The organism is Mesorhizobium sp. LNHC209A00 (assembly GCF_000502915.1).
Classification (GTDB): Bacteria; Pseudomonadota; Alphaproteobacteria; order Rhizobiales; family Rhizobiaceae; genus Mesorhizobium.
Genome location: NZ_AYWT01000002.1, coordinates 117,538 through 135,150, shown reverse-complemented (window position 1 = coordinate 135,150; position 17,613 = coordinate 117,538). Strand labels below are relative to the sequence as shown.

At 63.5% G+C, this 17,613-nt stretch carries 18 protein-coding genes and 1 pseudogene; 10 read left to right on the top strand and 9 right to left on the bottom strand.

Annotated elements, in window-relative coordinates:
• The first annotated feature begins 90 nt into the window (after positions 1 to 90).
• Entirely contained in the window at positions 91 to 2,370 is a 2,280-nt protein-coding gene (locus X739_RS161855) for an NADP-dependent malic enzyme (protein ID WP_023792731.1), read from the top strand.
• 25 nt (positions 2,371 to 2,395) lie between these two features.
• Here X739_RS161855 and X739_RS161860 read toward each other — a convergent pair whose 3' ends face one another.
• Positions 2,396 to 3,304, bottom strand: coding sequence for a LysR substrate-binding domain-containing protein (locus X739_RS161860; RefSeq protein ID WP_023781636.1), 909 nt, complete (start codon positions 3,302 to 3,304; stop codon positions 2,396 to 2,398).
• Between the two features lie 120 nt (positions 3,305 to 3,424).
• Between X739_RS161860 and X739_RS161865 the strand changes: the two genes are divergently transcribed.
• The gene (locus tag X739_RS161865; RefSeq protein ID WP_023781635.1) at positions 3,425 to 4,528 is read left to right on the top strand and encodes a polyamine ABC transporter substrate-binding protein; all 1,104 of its coding nucleotides are present in this window, start codon (positions 3,425 to 3,427) and stop codon (positions 4,526 to 4,528) included.
• Between the two features lie 44 nt (positions 4,529 to 4,572).
• Positions 4,573 to 5,532: an agmatinase gene (gene speB / locus X739_RS161870; RefSeq protein WP_023792726.1), complete on the top strand. Its 960-nt coding sequence runs from the start codon at positions 4,573 to 4,575 to the stop codon at positions 5,530 to 5,532.
• Positions 5,533 to 5,545: 13 nt separating this feature from the next.
• On the opposite strand, the gene X739_RS161875 is transcribed toward speB, so the two are convergent.
• Positions 5,546 to 6,274, bottom strand: coding sequence for an antitoxin Xre/MbcA/ParS toxin-binding domain-containing protein (locus tag X739_RS161875; protein ID WP_023792721.1), 729 nt, complete (start codon positions 6,272 to 6,274; stop codon positions 5,546 to 5,548).
• A 266-nt stretch (positions 6,275 to 6,540) separates the two neighbouring features.
• On the bottom strand, positions 6,541 to 7,533 hold the full coding sequence (locus tag X739_RS161880; protein WP_023792717.1) for an adenosine kinase: 993 nt from the start codon (positions 7,531 to 7,533) through the stop codon (positions 6,541 to 6,543).
• Positions 7,534 to 7,732: 199 nt separating this feature from the next.
• On the opposite strand from X739_RS161880, the gene X739_RS161885 reads away from it, so the two are divergent.
• Positions 7,733 to 8,635: an EamA family transporter gene (locus tag X739_RS161885; protein ID WP_023792714.1), complete on the top strand. Its 903-nt coding sequence runs from the start codon at positions 7,733 to 7,735 to the stop codon at positions 8,633 to 8,635.
• A 119-nt stretch (positions 8,636 to 8,754) separates the two neighbouring features.
• Positions 8,755 to 9,465 (top strand): sulfate transporter family protein, encoded by a 711-nt coding sequence (locus X739_RS161890; RefSeq protein ID WP_023792710.1) that lies wholly within the window; start codon positions 8,755 to 8,757, stop codon positions 9,463 to 9,465.
• 6 nt (positions 9,466 to 9,471) lie between these two features.
• Here X739_RS161890 and X739_RS161895 read toward each other — a convergent pair whose 3' ends face one another.
• From X739_RS161895 to X739_RS161915, 5 genes are all read right to left on the bottom strand, one after another.
• The gene (locus tag X739_RS161895; RefSeq protein ID WP_023792706.1) at positions 9,472 to 10,470 is read right to left on the bottom strand and encodes a proline racemase family protein; all 999 of its coding nucleotides are present in this window, start codon (positions 10,468 to 10,470) and stop codon (positions 9,472 to 9,474) included.
• Positions 10,471 to 10,485: 15 nt separating this feature from the next.
• Entirely contained in the window at positions 10,486 to 11,289 is an 804-nt protein-coding gene (locus X739_RS161900; protein ID WP_023792703.1) for an oxaloacetate decarboxylase, read from the bottom strand.
• Between the two features lie 383 nt (positions 11,290 to 11,672).
• The gene (locus X739_RS161905) at positions 11,673 to 12,344 is read right to left on the bottom strand and encodes an HAD family phosphatase (RefSeq protein ID WP_031247965.1); all 672 of its coding nucleotides are present in this window, start codon (positions 12,342 to 12,344) and stop codon (positions 11,673 to 11,675) included.
• 53 nt (positions 12,345 to 12,397) lie between these two features.
• Positions 12,398 to 12,883: a dUTP diphosphatase gene (gene dut / locus X739_RS161910; RefSeq protein ID WP_023772538.1), complete on the bottom strand. Its 486-nt coding sequence runs from the start codon at positions 12,881 to 12,883 to the stop codon at positions 12,398 to 12,400.
• Between the two features lie 85 nt (positions 12,884 to 12,968).
• Complete coding sequence (locus tag X739_RS161915) at positions 12,969 to 13,439, bottom strand: Lrp/AsnC family transcriptional regulator (protein ID WP_023772539.1); 471 nt, start codon at positions 13,437 to 13,439, stop codon at positions 12,969 to 12,971.
• 115 nt (positions 13,440 to 13,554) lie between these two features.
• Between X739_RS161915 and X739_RS161920 the strand changes: the two genes are divergently transcribed.
• The 4 genes and pseudogenes from X739_RS161920 to X739_RS1000000170240 all read left to right on the top strand — a co-directional run bounded on the left by X739_RS161920 (position 13,555) and on the right by X739_RS1000000170240 (position 16,169).
• Positions 13,555 to 13,803 carry a DUF6356 family protein gene (locus X739_RS161920; RefSeq protein ID WP_023772540.1) on the top strand — a complete coding sequence of 83 codons (249 nt, stop codon included), beginning with the start codon at positions 13,555 to 13,557 and terminating at the stop codon, positions 13,801 to 13,803.
• Positions 13,804 to 13,818: 15 nt separating this feature from the next.
• Positions 13,819 to 14,619, top strand: a complete 801-nt coding sequence (locus X739_RS161925; RefSeq protein WP_023792698.1) for a class II glutamine amidotransferase — start codon at positions 13,819 to 13,821, stop codon at positions 14,617 to 14,619.
• A gap of 176 nt (positions 14,620 to 14,795) precedes the next feature.
• Positions 14,796 to 15,710: pseudogene (locus tag X739_RS1000000170245) on the top strand (amidase); the annotation flags it as partial.
• Between the two features lie 45 nt (positions 15,711 to 15,755).
• The gene (locus X739_RS1000000170240; protein WP_348625748.1) at positions 15,756 to 16,169 is read left to right on the top strand and encodes an amidase family protein; all 414 of its coding nucleotides are present in this window, start codon (positions 15,756 to 15,758) and stop codon (positions 16,167 to 16,169) included.
• On the opposite strand, the gene X739_RS161930 is transcribed toward X739_RS1000000170240, so the two are convergent.
• A complete protein-coding gene (locus X739_RS161930) occupies positions 16,163 to 17,233 on the bottom strand; it encodes an FAD-binding oxidoreductase (protein WP_023792695.1) in 1,071 nt (356 codons plus the stop codon). The two genes, X739_RS1000000170240 and X739_RS161930, sit on opposite strands and share 7 nt — an antisense overlap.
• 11 nt (positions 17,234 to 17,244) lie before the next feature.
• Here X739_RS161930 and X739_RS1000000171110 point away from each other — a divergent pair, with 11 nt between their 5' ends.
• Entirely contained in the window at positions 17,245 to 17,523 is a 279-nt protein-coding gene (locus X739_RS1000000171110; protein WP_280800192.1) for a TetR family transcriptional regulator, read from the top strand.
• The last annotated feature ends 90 nt before the right edge of the window (positions 17,524 to 17,613 follow it).

Genomic DNA, 17,613 nt, shown 5'->3' with positions numbered 1-17,613 from the left:
TTTACACGCGGGGGCCCGTGGTCTTAATTCGCAAGCACACAGGCACCCGTTTCAAGGAGGTGCTTCATCGGCGAGGAAATCAAAAGCATCATGGCCAGGAAAACCGAGAACAACGGTCCGTCCGTCAGCGCGCAGGAAGCGCTCGAATTCCACGCCATGGGCCGACCCGGCAAGCTGGAGATCGTCGCCACCAAACCGATGATGACGCAACGCGATCTCAGCCTCGCCTATTCGCCGGGCGTCGCCGTGCCGGTGCGAGCCATCGCCGAGGATCCATCCAAAGCCTTCGACTACACGACGCGCGGCAACATGGTCGCCGTCATCTCAAACGGCACCGCCATTCTTGGCCTCGGCAATCTCGGCGCGCTGGCCTCAAAGCCGGTGATGGAAGGCAAGGCGGTGCTGTTCAAGCGCTTCGCCGATGTCGATTCCATCGACCTCGAGGTCGACACCGAGGATGCCGACGAGTTCATCAACTGCGTGCGCTTCCTCGGTCCTTCCTTCGGCGGCATCAACCTGGAGGACATCAAGGCGCCGGAGTGCTTCATCATCGAGCAGCGCCTGCGCGAGCTGATGGACATTCCGGTCTTCCATGACGACCAGCACGGCACCGCCATCATCTCGGCCGCCGGCCTGATCAACGCGCTGGAGATTACCGGCCGCGACATGAAGACCACGAAGATGGTCTGCAATGGCGCGGGTGCCGCCGGCATCGCCTGTATCGAGTTGATGAAGGCGATGGGTTTTTCGCCCGAAAACATCATCTTGTGCGACACCAAGGGCGTGGTCTTCCAGGGCCGCACCGAAGGCATGAACCAGTGGAAGTCGGCGCATGCGGTCAAGACGGAGGCGCGTTCCCTGGCCGAAGCGCTCGACGGCGCCGACGTCTTCCTCGGCCTTTCCGCCAAGGGGGCACTGACCACCGCCATGGTGCAGTCGATGGCCAAGAACCCGATCATCTTCGCCATGGCCAATCCCGATCCCGAGATCACCCCGGAGGAAGTCGCCGAGATCCGCACCGACGCCATCATGGCCACCGGGCGGTCGGATTACGCCAATCAGGTCAACAACGTGCTCGGCTTTCCCTACATCTTTCGCGGCGCGCTGGATGTCAGGGCCACCACCATCAATGACGACATGAAGGTCGCCGCCGCCCGCGCGCTGGCAGAACTGGCGCGCCAGGACGTGCCCGACGATGTCGCCGCGGCCTATCAGGGCAATCGGCCGAAATTCGGCCCCAACTACATCATTCCGGTGCCGTTCGACCCGCGCCTGATCTCGGCCATTCCGATCGCCGTGGCCAAGGCGGCAATGGACTCGGGGGTCGCGCGCAAGCCGATCCTCGATCTCGACCGTTACGCGCAGGAGCTTTCCGCCCGCCGCGACCCGATCGCCTCGACCCTGCAGCGCATCTACGACCGCGTGCGCCGCCAGCCCAAGCGCATCGTCTTCGCCGAGGGCGAGGAGGAGCAGGTGATGCGCGCCGCTGTCTCCTACGTGAACCAGCGGCTCGGCACCGCCATCCTGCTCGGTCGCGACGACGTCATCAAGGAGAACGCCAGGCACGCCGGCATCGACCTGAACAAGCAAGGCATCGAGATCATCAATGCGCGCCTGTCGCGCCGCAATTCGATCTACACCGACTATCTCTACGAACGCATGCAGCGCAAAGGCTTCCTGTTCCGCGACTGCCAGCGGCTGATCAACAACGACCGCAACCATTTCGCCGCCTGCATGGTGGCGCTGGGCGACGCCGACGGCATCGTCACCGGCGTGACCCGCAACTATTCGACCGCGCTTGACGACATCAGGCGCGTCATCGACGCCAAGCCCGGCCACCGCGTCATCGGCGTCTCGATCGTGCTCGCGCGCGGCAAGACCGTGCTGGTCGCCGACACCGCGGTGCACGACATGCCCAACGCCGAGCAGATCGCCGACATCGCCGAGGAGGCGGCGGGCTTCGCTCGCCGCATGGGCTACGAGCCAAGGCTCGCGATGCTTGCTTATTCCACCTTCGGCCATCCACAGGGCGAACGTTCCGAGCGTGTCCAGGAAGCCGTGCGCATCCTCGACAAGCGGCGCGTCGACTTCGAATATGACGGCGAGATGGCCGCCGACGTCGCGCTCAACGCCCGCGCCATGGCGCAATACCCGTTCATAAGGCTGACCGGTCCGGCCAACGTCCTGATCATGCCGGCTTTCCACTCGGCCTCGATCTCGACCAAGATGCTGCAGGAACTCGGCGGCTCGACCGTCATCGGCCCGCTGCTGGTCGGTCTGAACAAGCCGGTGCAGATCGTGTCGCTGAATGCCAAGGACAGCGATATCGTGAACATGGCGGCGATCGCCGCCTATACGGCGGGGGCTTGAGGGGCTTTCCTTCGTGTTGGACGCCTCACGCCAGCCGCATCACCTGCTTGTGGCTGGCGATCTCAGATAGCAGCCAATCCCGAAACAGCCTGACGCTGATTGAATTGCGGTTGCCGGGCTTCTGCCGCAGGCAGTAGCTCTGTGGAATTGCGTGGCGGATCGTGAAGGGCGCGACCAGCTGGCCGCTGGCCAGCAGATCCTCGACCATGATGTTGTCGGCCAGCGCAACGCCGCCGCCATTGACGGCCTCACGGACGGCAAGCGCCGGGTCGTGGAAGATCGGGCCAGGTTTCGCGTCCAATCCGGCGAGCCCCTCCTTCTCGAACCACTCCTCCCACCACACCGTGGTGTTTTCATGCAGCAGCCGGCAGCTTGCGAGATCGGCGGGTTTTCGTGGTGCATTCTTTTTGTCGAGGAAAGCGGGCGAGCACACCGGAAAGATGACGAGCGAGACGAGCGGAAGGAGCGAGGGATCGCCGGTCTCAACGGTGAACAGCACCAGCAGATCGGCGCTCGGGTTGCCGCCCCGGTTCTCGTCGTCATGAATGGAGATATCGAGTTCGCAGTTGGGATGCCGGTCGCGGAAGCGTGGCAAGCGATCGGCGAGCCAGAGGTTCATGAAGGTGGCGTTGATCGACAACGAAGCGCGTCTGGCCTTGCGGCCTATTGCCTGTTCGCCGGTTTCCTCGGTCGCATTCTCGATTTCGCGGAAAGCCGCCGACAGCCGGCGGGCGTAGTGTGTCGCCTTCGGCGTCAGCGCCACTTGCCGGAAGCCGCGCTCGAACAGGTCGAGGCCCAGCGCCTGTTCCAGCAGCCGGATGTGGCGGCTTACCGCCGAAGGGGTGAGCCGGAGTTCGTCCGCCGCTTCCTTGAAGCTGCGCAGCCGTGCCGCCGCTTCGAAAGCCCTGATGGCATTCAGTGAGGGGAGCTTCATGGGGTGATGAGACAGCATCAGGTGAATTTTTGTCAACTGACTCGGGCCGAAAAGCCGTTTGTCTGAAAATGCCGCGTCCGTCAGTTTGTGGCCATAGCCCTTCTGCTGGAAAGCCGCCCCATGCGCAGTCTCGCCCTGCTTGCCGCTTCGATGCTTTGCCTCTCCGCGGCCTCGCTTTGCGGTGCAGCCGCGGCCGAGGACAAGATCGTCAACATCTTCTTCTGGTACGACTACGTGCCAGCCGACACGATCACGGAATTTGAAAAACAGACCGGTATCAAGGTGGTTTACGACACTTTCGATTCCGTCGACATGCTGACGACCAAGGCGCTGACCGGAGGCTCGGGCTACGACATCATCATGCCGGGCGCGGCGTTGGTCGGACAATATGCCGAGGCCGGCGCCATTCAGAAACTCGACAAGGCCAAAATCCCCAATGCCGGCGGCCTCAACCCTGACATCATGGCATTCCTCGCCAGGCAGGATCCAGGCAATGTCTACGCGCTCCCCTACGCCTATGGCACCACGGGCATCATGTATAACCCGGCCAAGGTCGCCGCGCGGATGAAGGACGCGCCGGTTGACAGCCTCGACATGATCTTCAAGCCGGAGATCGCGGCCAAATTCCAGGATTGCGGCATCGCCATGGTCGATTCGCCAGAAGGCGTGATGTCGGTGGCGCTCAACTATCTCGGCTTCGATCCGTTCTCCACCGACGAGGCCGAGCTGCGCAAAGCCGGCGCATTGCTGGCTGCCATCAAGCCTTACATCAGACATTTCAAATCCGGGTCGATCATGAGCGAACTGGCAGCGGGCGACCTCTGCCTGGCGCTCGGCTGGAGCGGCGACGCGATCGGCGCCAACGCCAAGGCGGCGGACTCCAAGAACGGCGTCGACGTGCGCTATTCCGTACCTAGGGAAGGTACGGAGATATTCTTCGACGTGATGACCGTGCCGGTCGATGCGCCGCATCCCGAAAATGCGCATGCCCTGATGAATTTCCTGATGGCACCGCAAGTCAGCGCCCGCTTCACCAACGCGACGCTCTACCCCAATGCCGTGCAGGCAGCGACGCCTTTGGTCGATGAAACCGTGCGCGACAACCCGAACATCTATTTCTCGAAAGACATGCTGAAGCGGCTGTTCGCTGCCCAGCCGCGCGACCCGAAATCGCTGCGTCTGGTCACCCGCCTCTGGACGAGCTTCGTCACCGGCACGAACTGAGCCGTATCTGTCACCCCTCATTCCCCAGAAATGGACCTCGGCAAATGTTGCAGCCCCTTCCTCGTGCCCGCGAAACCGACGATGCCGTCTTCGGCAAGCATATCCATGGCGGCTCGCACGAGCCGGTCTACAGCGGCGTGCTCTCCTTCATGCGACGCCGGCTGAGCCGCGATCTCGCCGGCGTCGACGTCGCCATCTGGGGAATTCCCTTTGATGCCGCCGTCTCCAACCGTCCGGGCGCCCGTTTCGGGCCGCAAGGCGTGCGGCGTGCTTCAGCCATCCTCGAGGGCGATCCGCAATATCCTTTCCAGACCGATCCGTTCGAAAGGCTGGCGGTCGTCGACTACGGCGATTGCGGGCTCGATTTCGGCAGGCATGACGACACGCCGCGGCAGATCGAGGCGCAAGCGAGCGAGGTCGTCGATGCCGGCGTGACGCTGCTTTCCATTGGCGGCGACCATTATGTGACATGGCCGCTGCTTCGGGCCCACGCGAAAAAATACGGCCCCATGGCGATGGTCCAGTTCGATGCCCATCAGGACACCTGGTACGACGAGGACAGGCGCATCGACCATGGCTCGTTTGTCGCAAGGGCCGTTCGCGAAGGCATCGTCAGGCCGGACCGGTCCATCCAGGTCGGCATCCGCACGCATGCTCCCGAAACCTGCGGTCTGGAGATCCTTTACGGTGAGGATGTCGCCGAGCTTGGTGTCATGGGTGTCGTGGAGCGCATCAAGGCCCGTGTTGGCGATGCCAGGACCTATCTGACCTTCGACATCGATTGCCTCGATCCGGCCTATGCTCCTGGCACGGGCACTCCGGTCGCGGGCGGCTTGTCCTCTCGCGAGGCGCTGATGATCCTGCGCCGGCTCGGTTCGCTCGACATTGTCGGCGCCGACGTTGTCGAGGTGGCGCCCGCCTATGACCACGCCGATATCACGTCGCTTGCCGGGGCGGCGGTGCTGCAGCACTATCTCGGCCTGCTCGCGGAACGAAAGGGCTGACACCGCGCCGACTTCACCCCGGTGCGAACGCCCGCGCCGCCTCCACGACTTCCTCCGCCTGGTCCTGCCGCATCAGGTCGATCGGAATGCGGCCGTCGAGCTGTGCCGCAGGGCGGGTCAGCCACAGCCATGCGAGTCTCGGATTGCCGATCAGCTCCAGCACGTCGCTTATGCCCGCGACCGGCCTACCATCGACGAACTGCGCCAGCGGGAAGACGTGCTTGCGGCCGCCCTTGCGCAGAGCGATGACGTCGCCGCGCCTCTGCCAGCGGTGCAAGGTGGAGCGGGCGATGCGCAGGTTCTCTTCCAGATAGGTCGAGCCGGCGACGCGGCCGGCCCAGTCCTCGATCAGCATCGATTCGAGGTCGTCGGAATGGGGAAGCGGGAGCGGGGTGTCGGCGCCGGCCAAAAGGGCCGAGGACAGGTTCTTCGCGCCAGCGGTGCCGGCTTCGCCGCGGCGCGCGGCTTCCGCCGCCAGCGCCCGCACGAATTTCTGGGCCAGACCCGGAAGGTCGGCATGGATGGCGTCGATGGCGCGCTGGTGCTTGGGCGACAGCAGGGTGACGGCGGACGCTATGCTGCCGGCGATCTTGCCGACCGAGACCATTGTGGGGCCGTTGATGGCTTCGTCATAGTGGGCAAGCGCACGCTCGACCTTTTCCGCTACCATGTCGGCGAAATCGTCTTGCGTGATGCCGGTCGTCTTGGTCTGAAATGTCGTCTTAATCTGAAATCTTGTCATGCATCTGTTTTCTGGGCCGCGCGCTCTCCTCCCTCGGCCGCGGCCGGTTGTTGAACGGTTACGGCGGAAAGTGGAAAGTGCGACGGCAACAGATGTAGCGACCCGACAGGTTGCTGTCCTGCATTGCTTCACACCCGATTAGCATGTCGAAATGTCAGTCACGGCACGCTCGCATTTCGTGTAGGAGCGGTATGTGACAACTGCGCGACGTTCGGAAGCGGTCTGCGCTTGCCTTACCCCACAAGGGGGCGAAGAGAAGGGCGTTGTTACAACAACCCCGCCCACTCGGCCTCTTTGCGCAGATTCTGCCGTGGCCTAGGGCCTATCTGTTGGATTACCAATCCGGCCGCCAGTGAGCCAAGATCGCCGCAGGTCTGGAGGTCGCGCCCCTGTGTGTAGCCATGCAGGAAGCCGGCGGCGTAGAGATCGCCGGCGCCCGTCGTGTCGACCAGTTCCTTGATGGCGGTCGCCTGGATGACCACTGTCTCGTCGCCACGCACGATAACCGAGCCCTTTTCGGAGCGGGTAACCGCCGCGATCCTGCAATCCTTGCGTATCTGCGCAAGCGCTTCCTCGAACGATGGCGTCTGGTAAAGCGACTTGATCTCGTGGCTGTTGGCAAAAACGATATCGACCGTGCCCGAACGCATCAGGTCGAGGAACTCGTCGCGGTAACGGTCGACGCAGAACGAATCCGACAAGGTCATCGATACTTCGCGACCGGCCGCGTGCGCCAGTTTCGCCGTCTGCCGGATGGCTTCCTTGGCGCGGGGCGGGTCCCACAGATAACCCTCGAAATAGGTCACCTTGGCGCCGGACGCCTTGTCGGCTTCGACATCTTCCGGCCCGAGTTCGACGCAGGCGCCGAGATAGGTGTTCATCGAGCGCTCGCCATCGGGGGTGACGAAGATCATCGAGCGCGCCGTCGGTGGCTCGCCCTGGAGCGGCCTGGTGTCGAAGGCGACACCCTGCGCGTGGATGTCGTGCGCGTAGATTTCGCCCAGCGCATCGTTGGAGACCTTGCCGAAGAAGGCGGCGCGTCCGCCGAAGGAGGCAACACCTGCCGCCGTGTTGCCGGCGCTGCCGCCGGAGGCCTCGATCGCCGGGCCCATGCGGCTGTAGAGCAATTCGGCGCGCTGCGTGTCGATGAGATTCATCGCACCCTTGATGATGCCGTTGGTCTCGAGGAATTCCTCCTCGCACTGGGCGATGATGTCGACAATCGCATTGCCGATGCAAAGCACGTCATAATCCGGCATCAATGTCTCCGCCAAAAACCCGGGCCGGCTTCTTGCCATGCCCGCGCGGGTCTACAGCATGATCCTGAAAACTGGCAACCGATTTTCTGTCCTTGCCGCACCAGCCAGGCGCTACGACAATTCGTCCGTGGCCGAAACATTTCGTCGCGATGTCGCCTACATCTGCGCCTGTTCGATCACGGTCCGAAGGCGCGAGCCCATGCCTGCCAAAAACGACACGACCACCGACTTGGCATTGCTTGGTGTGCTGGCGGTACTTTGGGGGGCCTCCTACACCTTCATCAAGATCGGCGTAGAGACCATCCCGCCCATCACCTTCATCGCGGCCCGCACCCTGATCGCCGGCGCCATCCTGTTCGCCATCATCCGCTGGCGCGGGCTTGCCATGCCGGGCGATGCGGCAAGCTGGCGCCGCTTCGCCTTCCAGGCCTGCCTCAACAGCGTCGTCCCGTTCACGCTGATCGCCGCGGCCGAGCGTTCGGTCGACGCCGGCCTTGCCACCATCCTCAATGCCACCTCGCCGATATTCACCTTCCTGCTGACGGCGCTCATCACCCGTCATGAGCCGGTGACCGCGCGCAAGCTGGTCGGCGTCGGCGCCGGGATCGCCGGCATCTGCCTCATCGTCGGCACGCAGGCCCTTGGCGGCATCGGCCACCAGCTCTGGGCACAGATCGCCATCGTCGCGGCAACCGTGTGCTATGCGGGTGCCGCCATCTTCGGCCGTGGTTTCAAGGGCCTCGATCCGATGCTTCCCGCCGCCGGTTCGATGCTGTGCGGCGCCGTCATGCTGGTACCGCTCAGCCTGGCGGTCGACCAGCCATGGACCCTGGCGCCTTCGGCGGCTTCCATCCTTGCCCTGCTCGGCCTGTCGGTGTTTTCGACGGCACTGGCTTTCGTCATCTATTTCCGTCTGATCCACACGCTGGGTTCGGTCGGCACCACGTCTCAGGCCTATCTGCGGGTGCCGATCGGCGTCGGCATCGGCGCCGTCTTCCTCGGTGAAAGCCTGGGCCCCGCGGCCTGGCTCGGCATGGGGTTTGTCGTTGCCGGCGTGGCGGCCATGACCATGCCGGTTCGCAAGCCGGCCTTAGCTGGATAGGCAGATCTGGGAGCAGACTAAAGGCAAGCAACCGCCCGCGCTTGTGCTCGGGGGCCGCACCGCCTATCTCGAAGGCGTCCTGCCTTGTGGATGTGTCCGCTGACCTGGGGTGAAGCACGGTGATTTTCGACGCTGCCCGCACCGCGGCCCTGGAACTGCTCTCGCCTCCGTTTCGCGCCGTGTTCATCAAGACGCTCGGGCTGACCCTGCTGGCGCTGGTCGCCCTGTGGTTCGGCCTGACCAGCCTGATTGAATGGCTGGCCCTGCCGTGGCTGCAGACGCTGTTGCCCGGCATGCCGTCCTGGGCCGGCTGGTTGGGCGGCATCGTCGCGGCCATCGCGCTGGCCTTCGGCATGGCGCTTCTGATCGCACCGGTCACGGCGGTGATCGCCGGCCTGTTCCTCGACAATGTCGCTGAAGTCGTCGAGCGCACCGATTATCCCGGTGACCCGGCCGGACGCGCCATGCCGGCACTGCGCTCGCTGGTGCTGGCGATAAAATTCTTCGGCGTCGTCATCCTGGGCAACGTAGTGGCGCTGCTGCTTCTGCTGGTGCCGGGCATCAACATCGCCGCCTTCTTCATCGTCAACGGCTATTTGCTCGGGCGCGAATTCTTCGAGTTCGCAGCCATGCGGTTTCGCGGGGAAGAAGAGGCCAGAGCCCTGCGCAGGCAGTATGCCGGTACGGTGTTTCTCTCCGGGCTCGTTGTCGCGGCCTTCCTCGCCGTGCCGCTGCTCAACCTGCTGACGCCGCTCTTCGCCGCCGCCATGATGGTGCACCTGCACAAGGCGATCTCGGCACGGGAAGTCGCACACGCCTCGCGGCGCTAAATCTCTTCAACGTAGTAGAAATCCGCGCCCCAACTCGTCGTCCGGTTCGACAATGAATTCGGCTCGTCCGGAATAATAAGCACGGCCGCAGACGCGGGCAACGACCGCTTCATGCGCGCCGGCTCGCGCTGTTCGCGCCACCTGCCCGGAAAAGCGCGAGCCGGCGATGCTCTCGAACGTTCGCGTCTGCCCGACGGCGATCTCGCCCTTGGCATGCATTGCCGCCAGCCGGGCGGTGACGCCGGAACCAGTTGGCGAGCGGTCGACCTCCGCCTCGGCGAAGACGCAGATATTCCTGGTGGCCTCTCCGGAAAAGGCGTCCTTTCCATCGGTCAGGATAGTGCCATAGAGGAAGGCGAGGTCATCATGATCAGGATGCGACAGCGGAAACTCGGCCTTCAGCAGGTTCGTCAGCGTGGTTGCCGCATCGACGAAATCGCGCACGCGGTCGGGGCCGAACTCCAAGCCGAATTGATGACAGTCGGCCAGCGCGTAAAAAGCCCCGCCATAGGCGATATCGAAACCGATCTTGCCATAACCAGACAGATCTATCTGTTGGTTGGCGGCAAATAGGAAGGCCGGCACGCTCTCGAACGACACCGCGCCGGCTTTGCCATCGCTGACCGCGACCGAGGCGACGACCAGGCCGCACGGCGCCTCGATGTTCACGGTGGTGAATGGCTCCTGCTTCGCCACCAGCCCTTCATCGACGGCGTAGCGGCCGAGGGCGACGATGGCGTGGCCGCACATGGTCGAATAGCCCTCATTGTGCATGAACAGCACCGCGAGGTCGGCGCCGGGCAAATCGGGCTCGACCAGCAAAGCGCCATACATGTCGTAGTGGCCGCGCGGCTCGAAGATCAGCAGCTTGCGCAAATGGTCGAGATGGTCCCGCACATAGACGCGCTTCTCAAGAATGGTGCCCTTGGGGATAGTGGGATAACCGCCCGTGACGATCCGTAGCGGCTCGCCACCCGTATGCATGTCGACAACAGTAAGGTTCATGCGGCCGAACCCATCCTAGCCCTGGGATTTGCCGAACAGCGCCTGCAGCTTGCCGAACGGCATGGCGGCGCGGGTGAAGCCGAACGTGCCGTCCTGCTGGATCTCGCGTGCTGCCGTCTCCAGCATGCCGTAGGCGAAATTGGTCAGCCATGGCCCAAGCGAAATCCGCCTGGCACCGGCCATGGCGAGGTCGGCGATGGTGAAGCCGGGCCTTGCCATGACATTGACCGGCTTGCCGACCGCCGAGCAAAGCGTCCGGACCATGTCGACGTCGCCGATACCAGGTGCATAGAGCACGTCGGCGCCGGCCTTTTCGAACGCCTGCAGCCGCTTGATCGTGTCGTCGAGATCGGACTTGCCCCAGAGGAAATTCTCGGCTCGCGCCGTGAAGACAAAGTCGCGCTTCAGCGCCCGCGCCGCCTCGACCGCTGCGGCGACGCGCTCGACCGCGTGCGAAAACTCGTAGATGGGCTTTTCAGAATCGCCGGTGTGGTCCTCGATCGAGCAGCCGGCAAGCCCGGCCGCCTCCGCCGCGAAAATGGTTTCGGCGGCCTGCTCGGCGCTGTCCCCCTTGCCTTTCTCGAGATCGGCCGAGACCGGCAGGTCGGTCGCGGCCGTCACCTCGCGGCAATGATGGATCATCTGGTCGAAGGTCACGGCCCCATCCGGCAGGCCGCGCGAAAAGGCAAAGCCGGCGCTGGTGGTGGCCAGTGCCTTGAAGCCGAAGGAGCCGAGCAGCTTCGTCGTGCCCGGATCCCAGGGATTGGGCATGACGAAGGTCGAGGCATGCAGGTCGCGAAAAATCTTGCCCTTGTCCATGAAGGCTCCCCCATAACGAATGTTGGGCGGATGCTACCGCGCTGTTTGCGGCCGGGCAAACGAATGCGGTTGGTTCAGAAGCGTTTCTCGTTCTCTGCTGCCAATTTCTCGAGAGCGTCGGAATCGGCGGCGTAGTGGGACGCCTTGGGGTCCCAGTGGTAGGTGACGGAGATGTCCCGTGAAGCAGCCTTGGGCGGCGCGTCATCACAGTTCTCGGTGTTCGGTACCGTGGCGTACCGTCACCTTGACGGCGCCATAGGGCTGGCCGTCGGTCAGCCCGGTTCTTGCCGCCGGTCTTGATGGCAAGCACCGCGGTGTTGGGCAGGCTGACCGCGTCGGGCGGCGATGTATCGGAGTCCGCGCCGGCCGTCCACTGCAGCGGATCAGTGGATCGGCACCAGCCCGGCGAGTTCGCGCATGTCGTCGAACAGAATGCCGCCGGCCTGGATCAAGCCATCGCGGTCGGAATAGGGGTCGCCATGATAGGAGAACACGCGCATGCCGGCGGCAATGCCGGCCTGCGTGCCGGCGACACTGTCCTCGATGACGATGCATTCGGCGGGCGCGAAGCCCATGGTTCTGGCCGCATGCAGGAACAGGTCGGGGAACGGCTTGCCGCGCGACACCATGGTGGCGCTGAACATGGCATGTTCGAACAGCGGCAACAGTCCGGTCTGGCCAAGCGTTATGTGCATCTTGGAGATCCTGGCCGAGGTGGCGACGCAATAAGCGATGCCGGCCGCGCGGAGCGCCTCGATGAACTCCCGGACATAAGGGATCGCCTCGACGCCATGAGCGAACAGATCCGGCAGGCCGGCATTCCAGCGCTCGACGAAATCGGCGCCGAGCCTGACGCTGGTCGTCTCTTCGATCTCCTTCTGCACCGAGACCATGCTGCGGCCGGAGAAGCTCTTGCGGCAATATTCGAACGTCGTTGGAAACCCGGCGTCGCTCAGCCATTCGGCCAGGCGCCGGTTGGCGAGGTTCTCGGTATCGACCAGGATCCCGTCGCAGTCGAAGATGACGAGCTTTGGCAGCGGCCGTGTTTCAGTCATGTTGGATCAGTCTACCCGGCAAACGGTTCACTGTGCTGAAACACAGCCACGCATCAGGCAGTGCCGGTCGATCCGAATCCGCCCGAGCCACGCGCCGTGCCGCCGGCCAGCGAACGCTCTTCAACCGCGACCTGCGTCACTGCGGCGAAAACGATCTGGGCAATGCGCATCCCGCGCGTCACCGCGAAATCCTCGTCGCCGAGATTGACCAGCAGCACCTTCACCTCGCCGCGATAATCGCTGTCGACCGTGCCTGGAGAATTGAGGACGGTAAGGCCGTGTTTGAAGGCAAGCCCCGAGCGGGGCCGCACCTGGCCCTCCATGCCTTCGGGAATTTCCAGGATCAGCCCGGTCGGCACCAAGGCGCGTTTGCCCGGCAGGATCAGAAGCGGCCGGTCTTCGGGCACCGCCGCGCGCAAATCCATGCCGGCGGCGCCGGCGCTTTCATAGTCGGGAAGCGGAAGTCCCTCGCCATGCGGCAACCTGACGAAGCCGACGGTGGGACCGATGACGGAAGGTGTTTGAAGGGCTGCGCGCATAAAATCGATCCTATCGGCGCGAATGCCGATTCGGTCAACTCGACCGCGGCGCTATCAACGGCTTTCTTTCAGGCATCACTGTGGCCTAGCGGAGTTCCATGGGAACCACCGTCGTCTCCTTGATCTCCTCCATGACGAAGGAGGCGGAGACATCGGATAAAGCCACCTTGGCGATGAGCCGCTGGTAGAGCCGGTCATAGGCTTTCACGTCGGCGACGCGGGCGCGCAGCACATAGTCGAGATCACCGGACATCCGGTAGACCCCGATGATCTCGGAAAGACCGGTCACCGCCGCCCGGAACTTCTGCAGCCAGTCGGGGTCGTGATTGGATGTGCGGATCAGGATGAACACCGAAAGGCCGAGTCCGAGCTTCTCCGCATCGACCAACGCCACGCGGCCGGTGATGACGCCATCTTCCTCCAGCCGCTTGACGCGACGCCAGCAGGCATTGCGCGACAAGGCGACCCGCTCCGACAGTTGGTCCACCGACAGCGTGCCGTCACGTTGCAATTCGGCGAGCAGTTTTCGATCAATTTCGTCGATGTCAAAACTCATATTGGGATATTTGTCCCATGGAATAGCACAATACAAGGATATTTTGGGACCAATGAACCGGTGAGGCGTGTCAGGATACTCACATCGAAGCGAAAAGCGCTGAAGGGGAACCAGCATGTCGGTCGCAAGGATTTTCACCTCTCATCCGGCCAAGGTGGGCGAAACCTATTTCAGCCATATGGCCTTCGCCGCCTGGTTCTCCTCGCGCCTGCTGATGGCGGCGGGAGCAGCATTTGTTCACGCTTTCTTGCCATTTCTGTTCGAGACTACCGCCAGCCGAATCATTCGCGAACTTTACGAGCGGACGCACAACAGAGGCACGCACGCGATCAACGAGCCCGCTGCTTTTCCGGATCGCGCTTAGAGGAAGACAGAAGCGATGTGCCGGTGGGCGGCCTATCTCGGTGAAGCGGTCTTTCTCGAAGACATCCTCACGGCGCCCTGTCACTCGCTGATAGCCCAGAGCCATTGCGCCCAGGAAGCGAAGTCGCCCACCAATGGCGACGGCTTCGGCCTTGCTTGGTATGGCGAGAGGCCTGAACCCGGTCTCTACCGCGATATCCTGCCGGCCTGGTCCGATCCCAATCTGAAAAGCCTGTGCCGGCAGATCAAGTCCAGCCTGTTCCTCGCCCATGTCAGGGCCTCGACCGGCAGTGCCACCAGCCGCATGAACTGCCATCCGTTCACCTCGGAACGCTGGTCGTTCATGCACAACGGCCAGATCGGCGGTTTCGAAAAAATCCGCCGCGCGCTGGAGAACTCGTTGTCCGACCCCGTTTTCGATCAGCGCGAAGGCACCACCGATTCCGAACTCTTTTTTCTGCTCATGATCGACGAGGGTCTTTCGTCCGACCCGCAAGGCGCCGTCTCACGCGCTACCAGCCGCGTGCTGGAAGTCTCGCGTCGTGCCGGTCTCGAGCCGGCGCTGAAGCTGACCGCTGCCTTCTCTGACGGACAGGCACTGTATGCGGTGCGCTACGCCACCGACGCCCAGGCTCCGACGCTTTACACGTCCATTTTCCGCAAAGGGGCCGGCCGCTGCATCGTCTCCGAACCCTTTGATCGCGAGGGCGGCGACTGGCAGGCGATCCCGCCGTCGAGCTTCGTCACCATGACCAGCGATGGCACGAGCATTCGCCCATTCGCGCCGACTGCGGCGAAACTGGCGCTGGTTGGATAACGCGTCACCTCCGCGCACCTGGAAAACGTCGCGTGGAGTGCCGGCCTGGATAGGACGCAGACTTCAGCGCAATTCCGATCAAGCATTGAGCGCGTGCGGATGCTCAACTCCACTTGAAGCCGCGCCGCGATCCGCCATCTTGATGAGGCAGGCGGCCAGCAAGCCGGAGCATCGCCATGGATCTCGTATTTCTCTCGGTTGCCGAACTCGCCACGGCCATTCGAAACCGCAAGATCTCCGCCGTCGAAGCGCTCGACGCCCATCTCGCGCAGCTTGATGCGCACAACGGAGCAATCAAAGCCGTCATCTCGCTCGACAGGAAAGGCGCGCGCGAACGCGCCAAAAAGGCCGATACAGCACTGGCGCATGGCGAACCACTTGGACCGTTGCATGGCGTTCCGTTCACATTGAAGGACATGCATGAGACATCTGGCATGAAAACCACGGTCGGCTTCCCACCCTTCGCCGATTATGTCGCGCGGCAGGACAGCCCGGTCGTCGCTAGGCTGAAAGCAGCCGGCGGCGTGCTGATGGCCAAGACCAATGTCGCCATGATGCTGTCCGACTGGCAGTCGAATAATCCGTTGTTCGGCCGCACCAGCAATCCCTGGAACCTTGAGCGCACGGCCGGTGGCTCCAGCGGCGGTGCGGCAGCGGCGGTCGTGGCTGGCATGACGCCGTTCGATGTCGGCACCGACATGCAGGATTCGATCCGCTTGCCAGCCGCCTTTTGCGGCATCTATGGGCTTAAGCCGACGGAACATCGTATCTCGCTGGCCGGCGCCTTCCCGGATCCGGGCGGCGCTGAGCGTAGCGTGTGACTGATGTCCTGTCTTGGGCCGCTGGCACGCAGCGTGGAGGATCTGGCCTTGATCTATCGGATCATCGCCGGACCGGACGGTCGCGACACCGATCTTGCGCCGGTGCCCGTCGAGGATATGGCTAAGGTCGACCTCAAGACGTTGCGTATCGCTTTTGCCCCCTCCTTTCCCGGTTTCCCGGTGGCCGGAGACATTGGTACCGCGGTCGAAAATCTCGCAAGGCGGCTGCAATCGGCAGGGGCGGCTGTCGAGGAGGCGAAACTCCCGGAACTCGATTTGCATGACGATCTCGCGCAAGGCGGCGGGCTGATCGGCATGATGATGGAGGCCGCGCAACCCGAACCGCCGGACGAGCCGACGCCGGTCTCGCGCTGGTTCGAGGCACTCGCCCGCCGCGACAGATCCATTCTCGCCTGGGACAATTTTTTCGACAGCTATGACGCACTGCTCTGCCCGGTCGCCATGACCACGGCCTTTCCACATTGCGAGCCGGGCACGCCGATCAAGGTTGACGGCCAGGAACAGAGCTACTGGATGCTGCCGGCCCATGGCGCAGTGTTCAATTACAGCGGCCACCCGGCACTTTCGATGCCCTGCGGGCAAGATAGTGACGGCTTGCCTATCGGCCTGCAATTGGTCGGCAAACGCTGGTCGGAGCCGCGGCTGCTCGGCATCGCCAGGGCGATGATGCCCTTGACCAGCGGCTTTAGACGTCCGCCCGGCTATTGAGCGAAGCGATCCAATCCATAGGGTGCCAGCAGCGTGTCGCGCTTGCCATCAAGAATTTCTCGCGTGGCGAACAGGCCGACGGCTGGCGCCAGCGTGATGCCGGAATGCATGACCGCGATATAGACACCCTCCTTGCCTTTGGCGCGACCGATGATCGGAAAGCCGTCGATCGGTGTCGGCCGGTAGCCAACGGTGTGGAAATCCAACTCCAGCCCGTCGCTGTCGCGCAGCATGGCTTTCATGGCCGCGAACAATTCACGCGCCGTGGCTTCGGCGTCCATGCCGGGATCGGCGCCGCCGAAATCCGAGCCGGCAATGATTCGACGCTCGGCGGTCTGACGCATGTGCAGGCGCTCGGCCAGCACCAGCCCGTTGAGCAGTTTCTTGTAAGGCCGCGAGTGAACGATCAATCCGGGCGGTGTCTCGATCGGCAGGTTGATGCCAGCGGTCGCGGCAATGTCTGGCGAACCCACGCCGGCCGCGATCACCACCTCGTCGGCGGCAAACAGTCCATGCGATGTGTCCACGCCGGTAGTCTTGCCGACGCTTTGGACAAGCGCCGTCACCGTGCTGAAGAGGATTCGCGCGCCGCGCCGTTCGGCATCGGCCAGCAGTGCCTTGGTGGCCGCGACAGGCTCGGCGACACCCTCTTCTGCGACATGCAGGGCGAAATCGGGAAGCTCGGTGAGATTGGGCTCGATGAGCGCCACCTCGCCGCGGTCGACGCGCTCGATGCCGTAGCCCCAGCCCGAATGCTCTTTCGCATAGATTTCCATATCGGCCGCAGAGAGATCCCAGCATAGGCCCCCGCACCAGGCGAGCGGTATGCTGGACAGGTCCCGCGCCAGCCGCGACCATTCCGCCATGGCGCGGGTACGAAGCCTGAAATACGGCTCCGGGTTGCCCCAGCTTGCGTTGATCCAGCCAAACGAGTTTGGGGTCGCCACGCCGCCGCGCTCGCTTTCGGCAATGACTGTCACCTGCGCGCCCGCAACGGTCAGATGCCAAGCGATGGAAGCGCCGATGATGCCGGCGCCGATGACGATCACTTGTTTCGCGGTCATGGTCGCTCCTTTTGCCTCGTGATCGGGGGACGGTTCATCCCAGTGCCATTCCGGCGGCCCGTTGCCAACATTGGCAGTGCAAAAAACTCCTTGATGCTGGTTTCCGGACCCTTTGGGACTCACGCTACGCTGCGGCCGGCGTGCGCGACATCGTTGCCGCCCGCGGATGCCCGGCCCGGCTCTTCACTAACCATTTTACCTCCAAGGAGGCGTTCGCCAGCGAGGAGGATCATGCCGACGGCAGCGCCATTGCCGATCGCTTCCGGGGGTCGTTCAGGCAGGCCGCTTGAACGAGCCGGCCTGAAACAAGCCCCGCAACCGGCGGCATTCACGCCGCCGGACCGGTCGACAGCCCGCCGCTGCGCTGCTAGAAGCCCGGC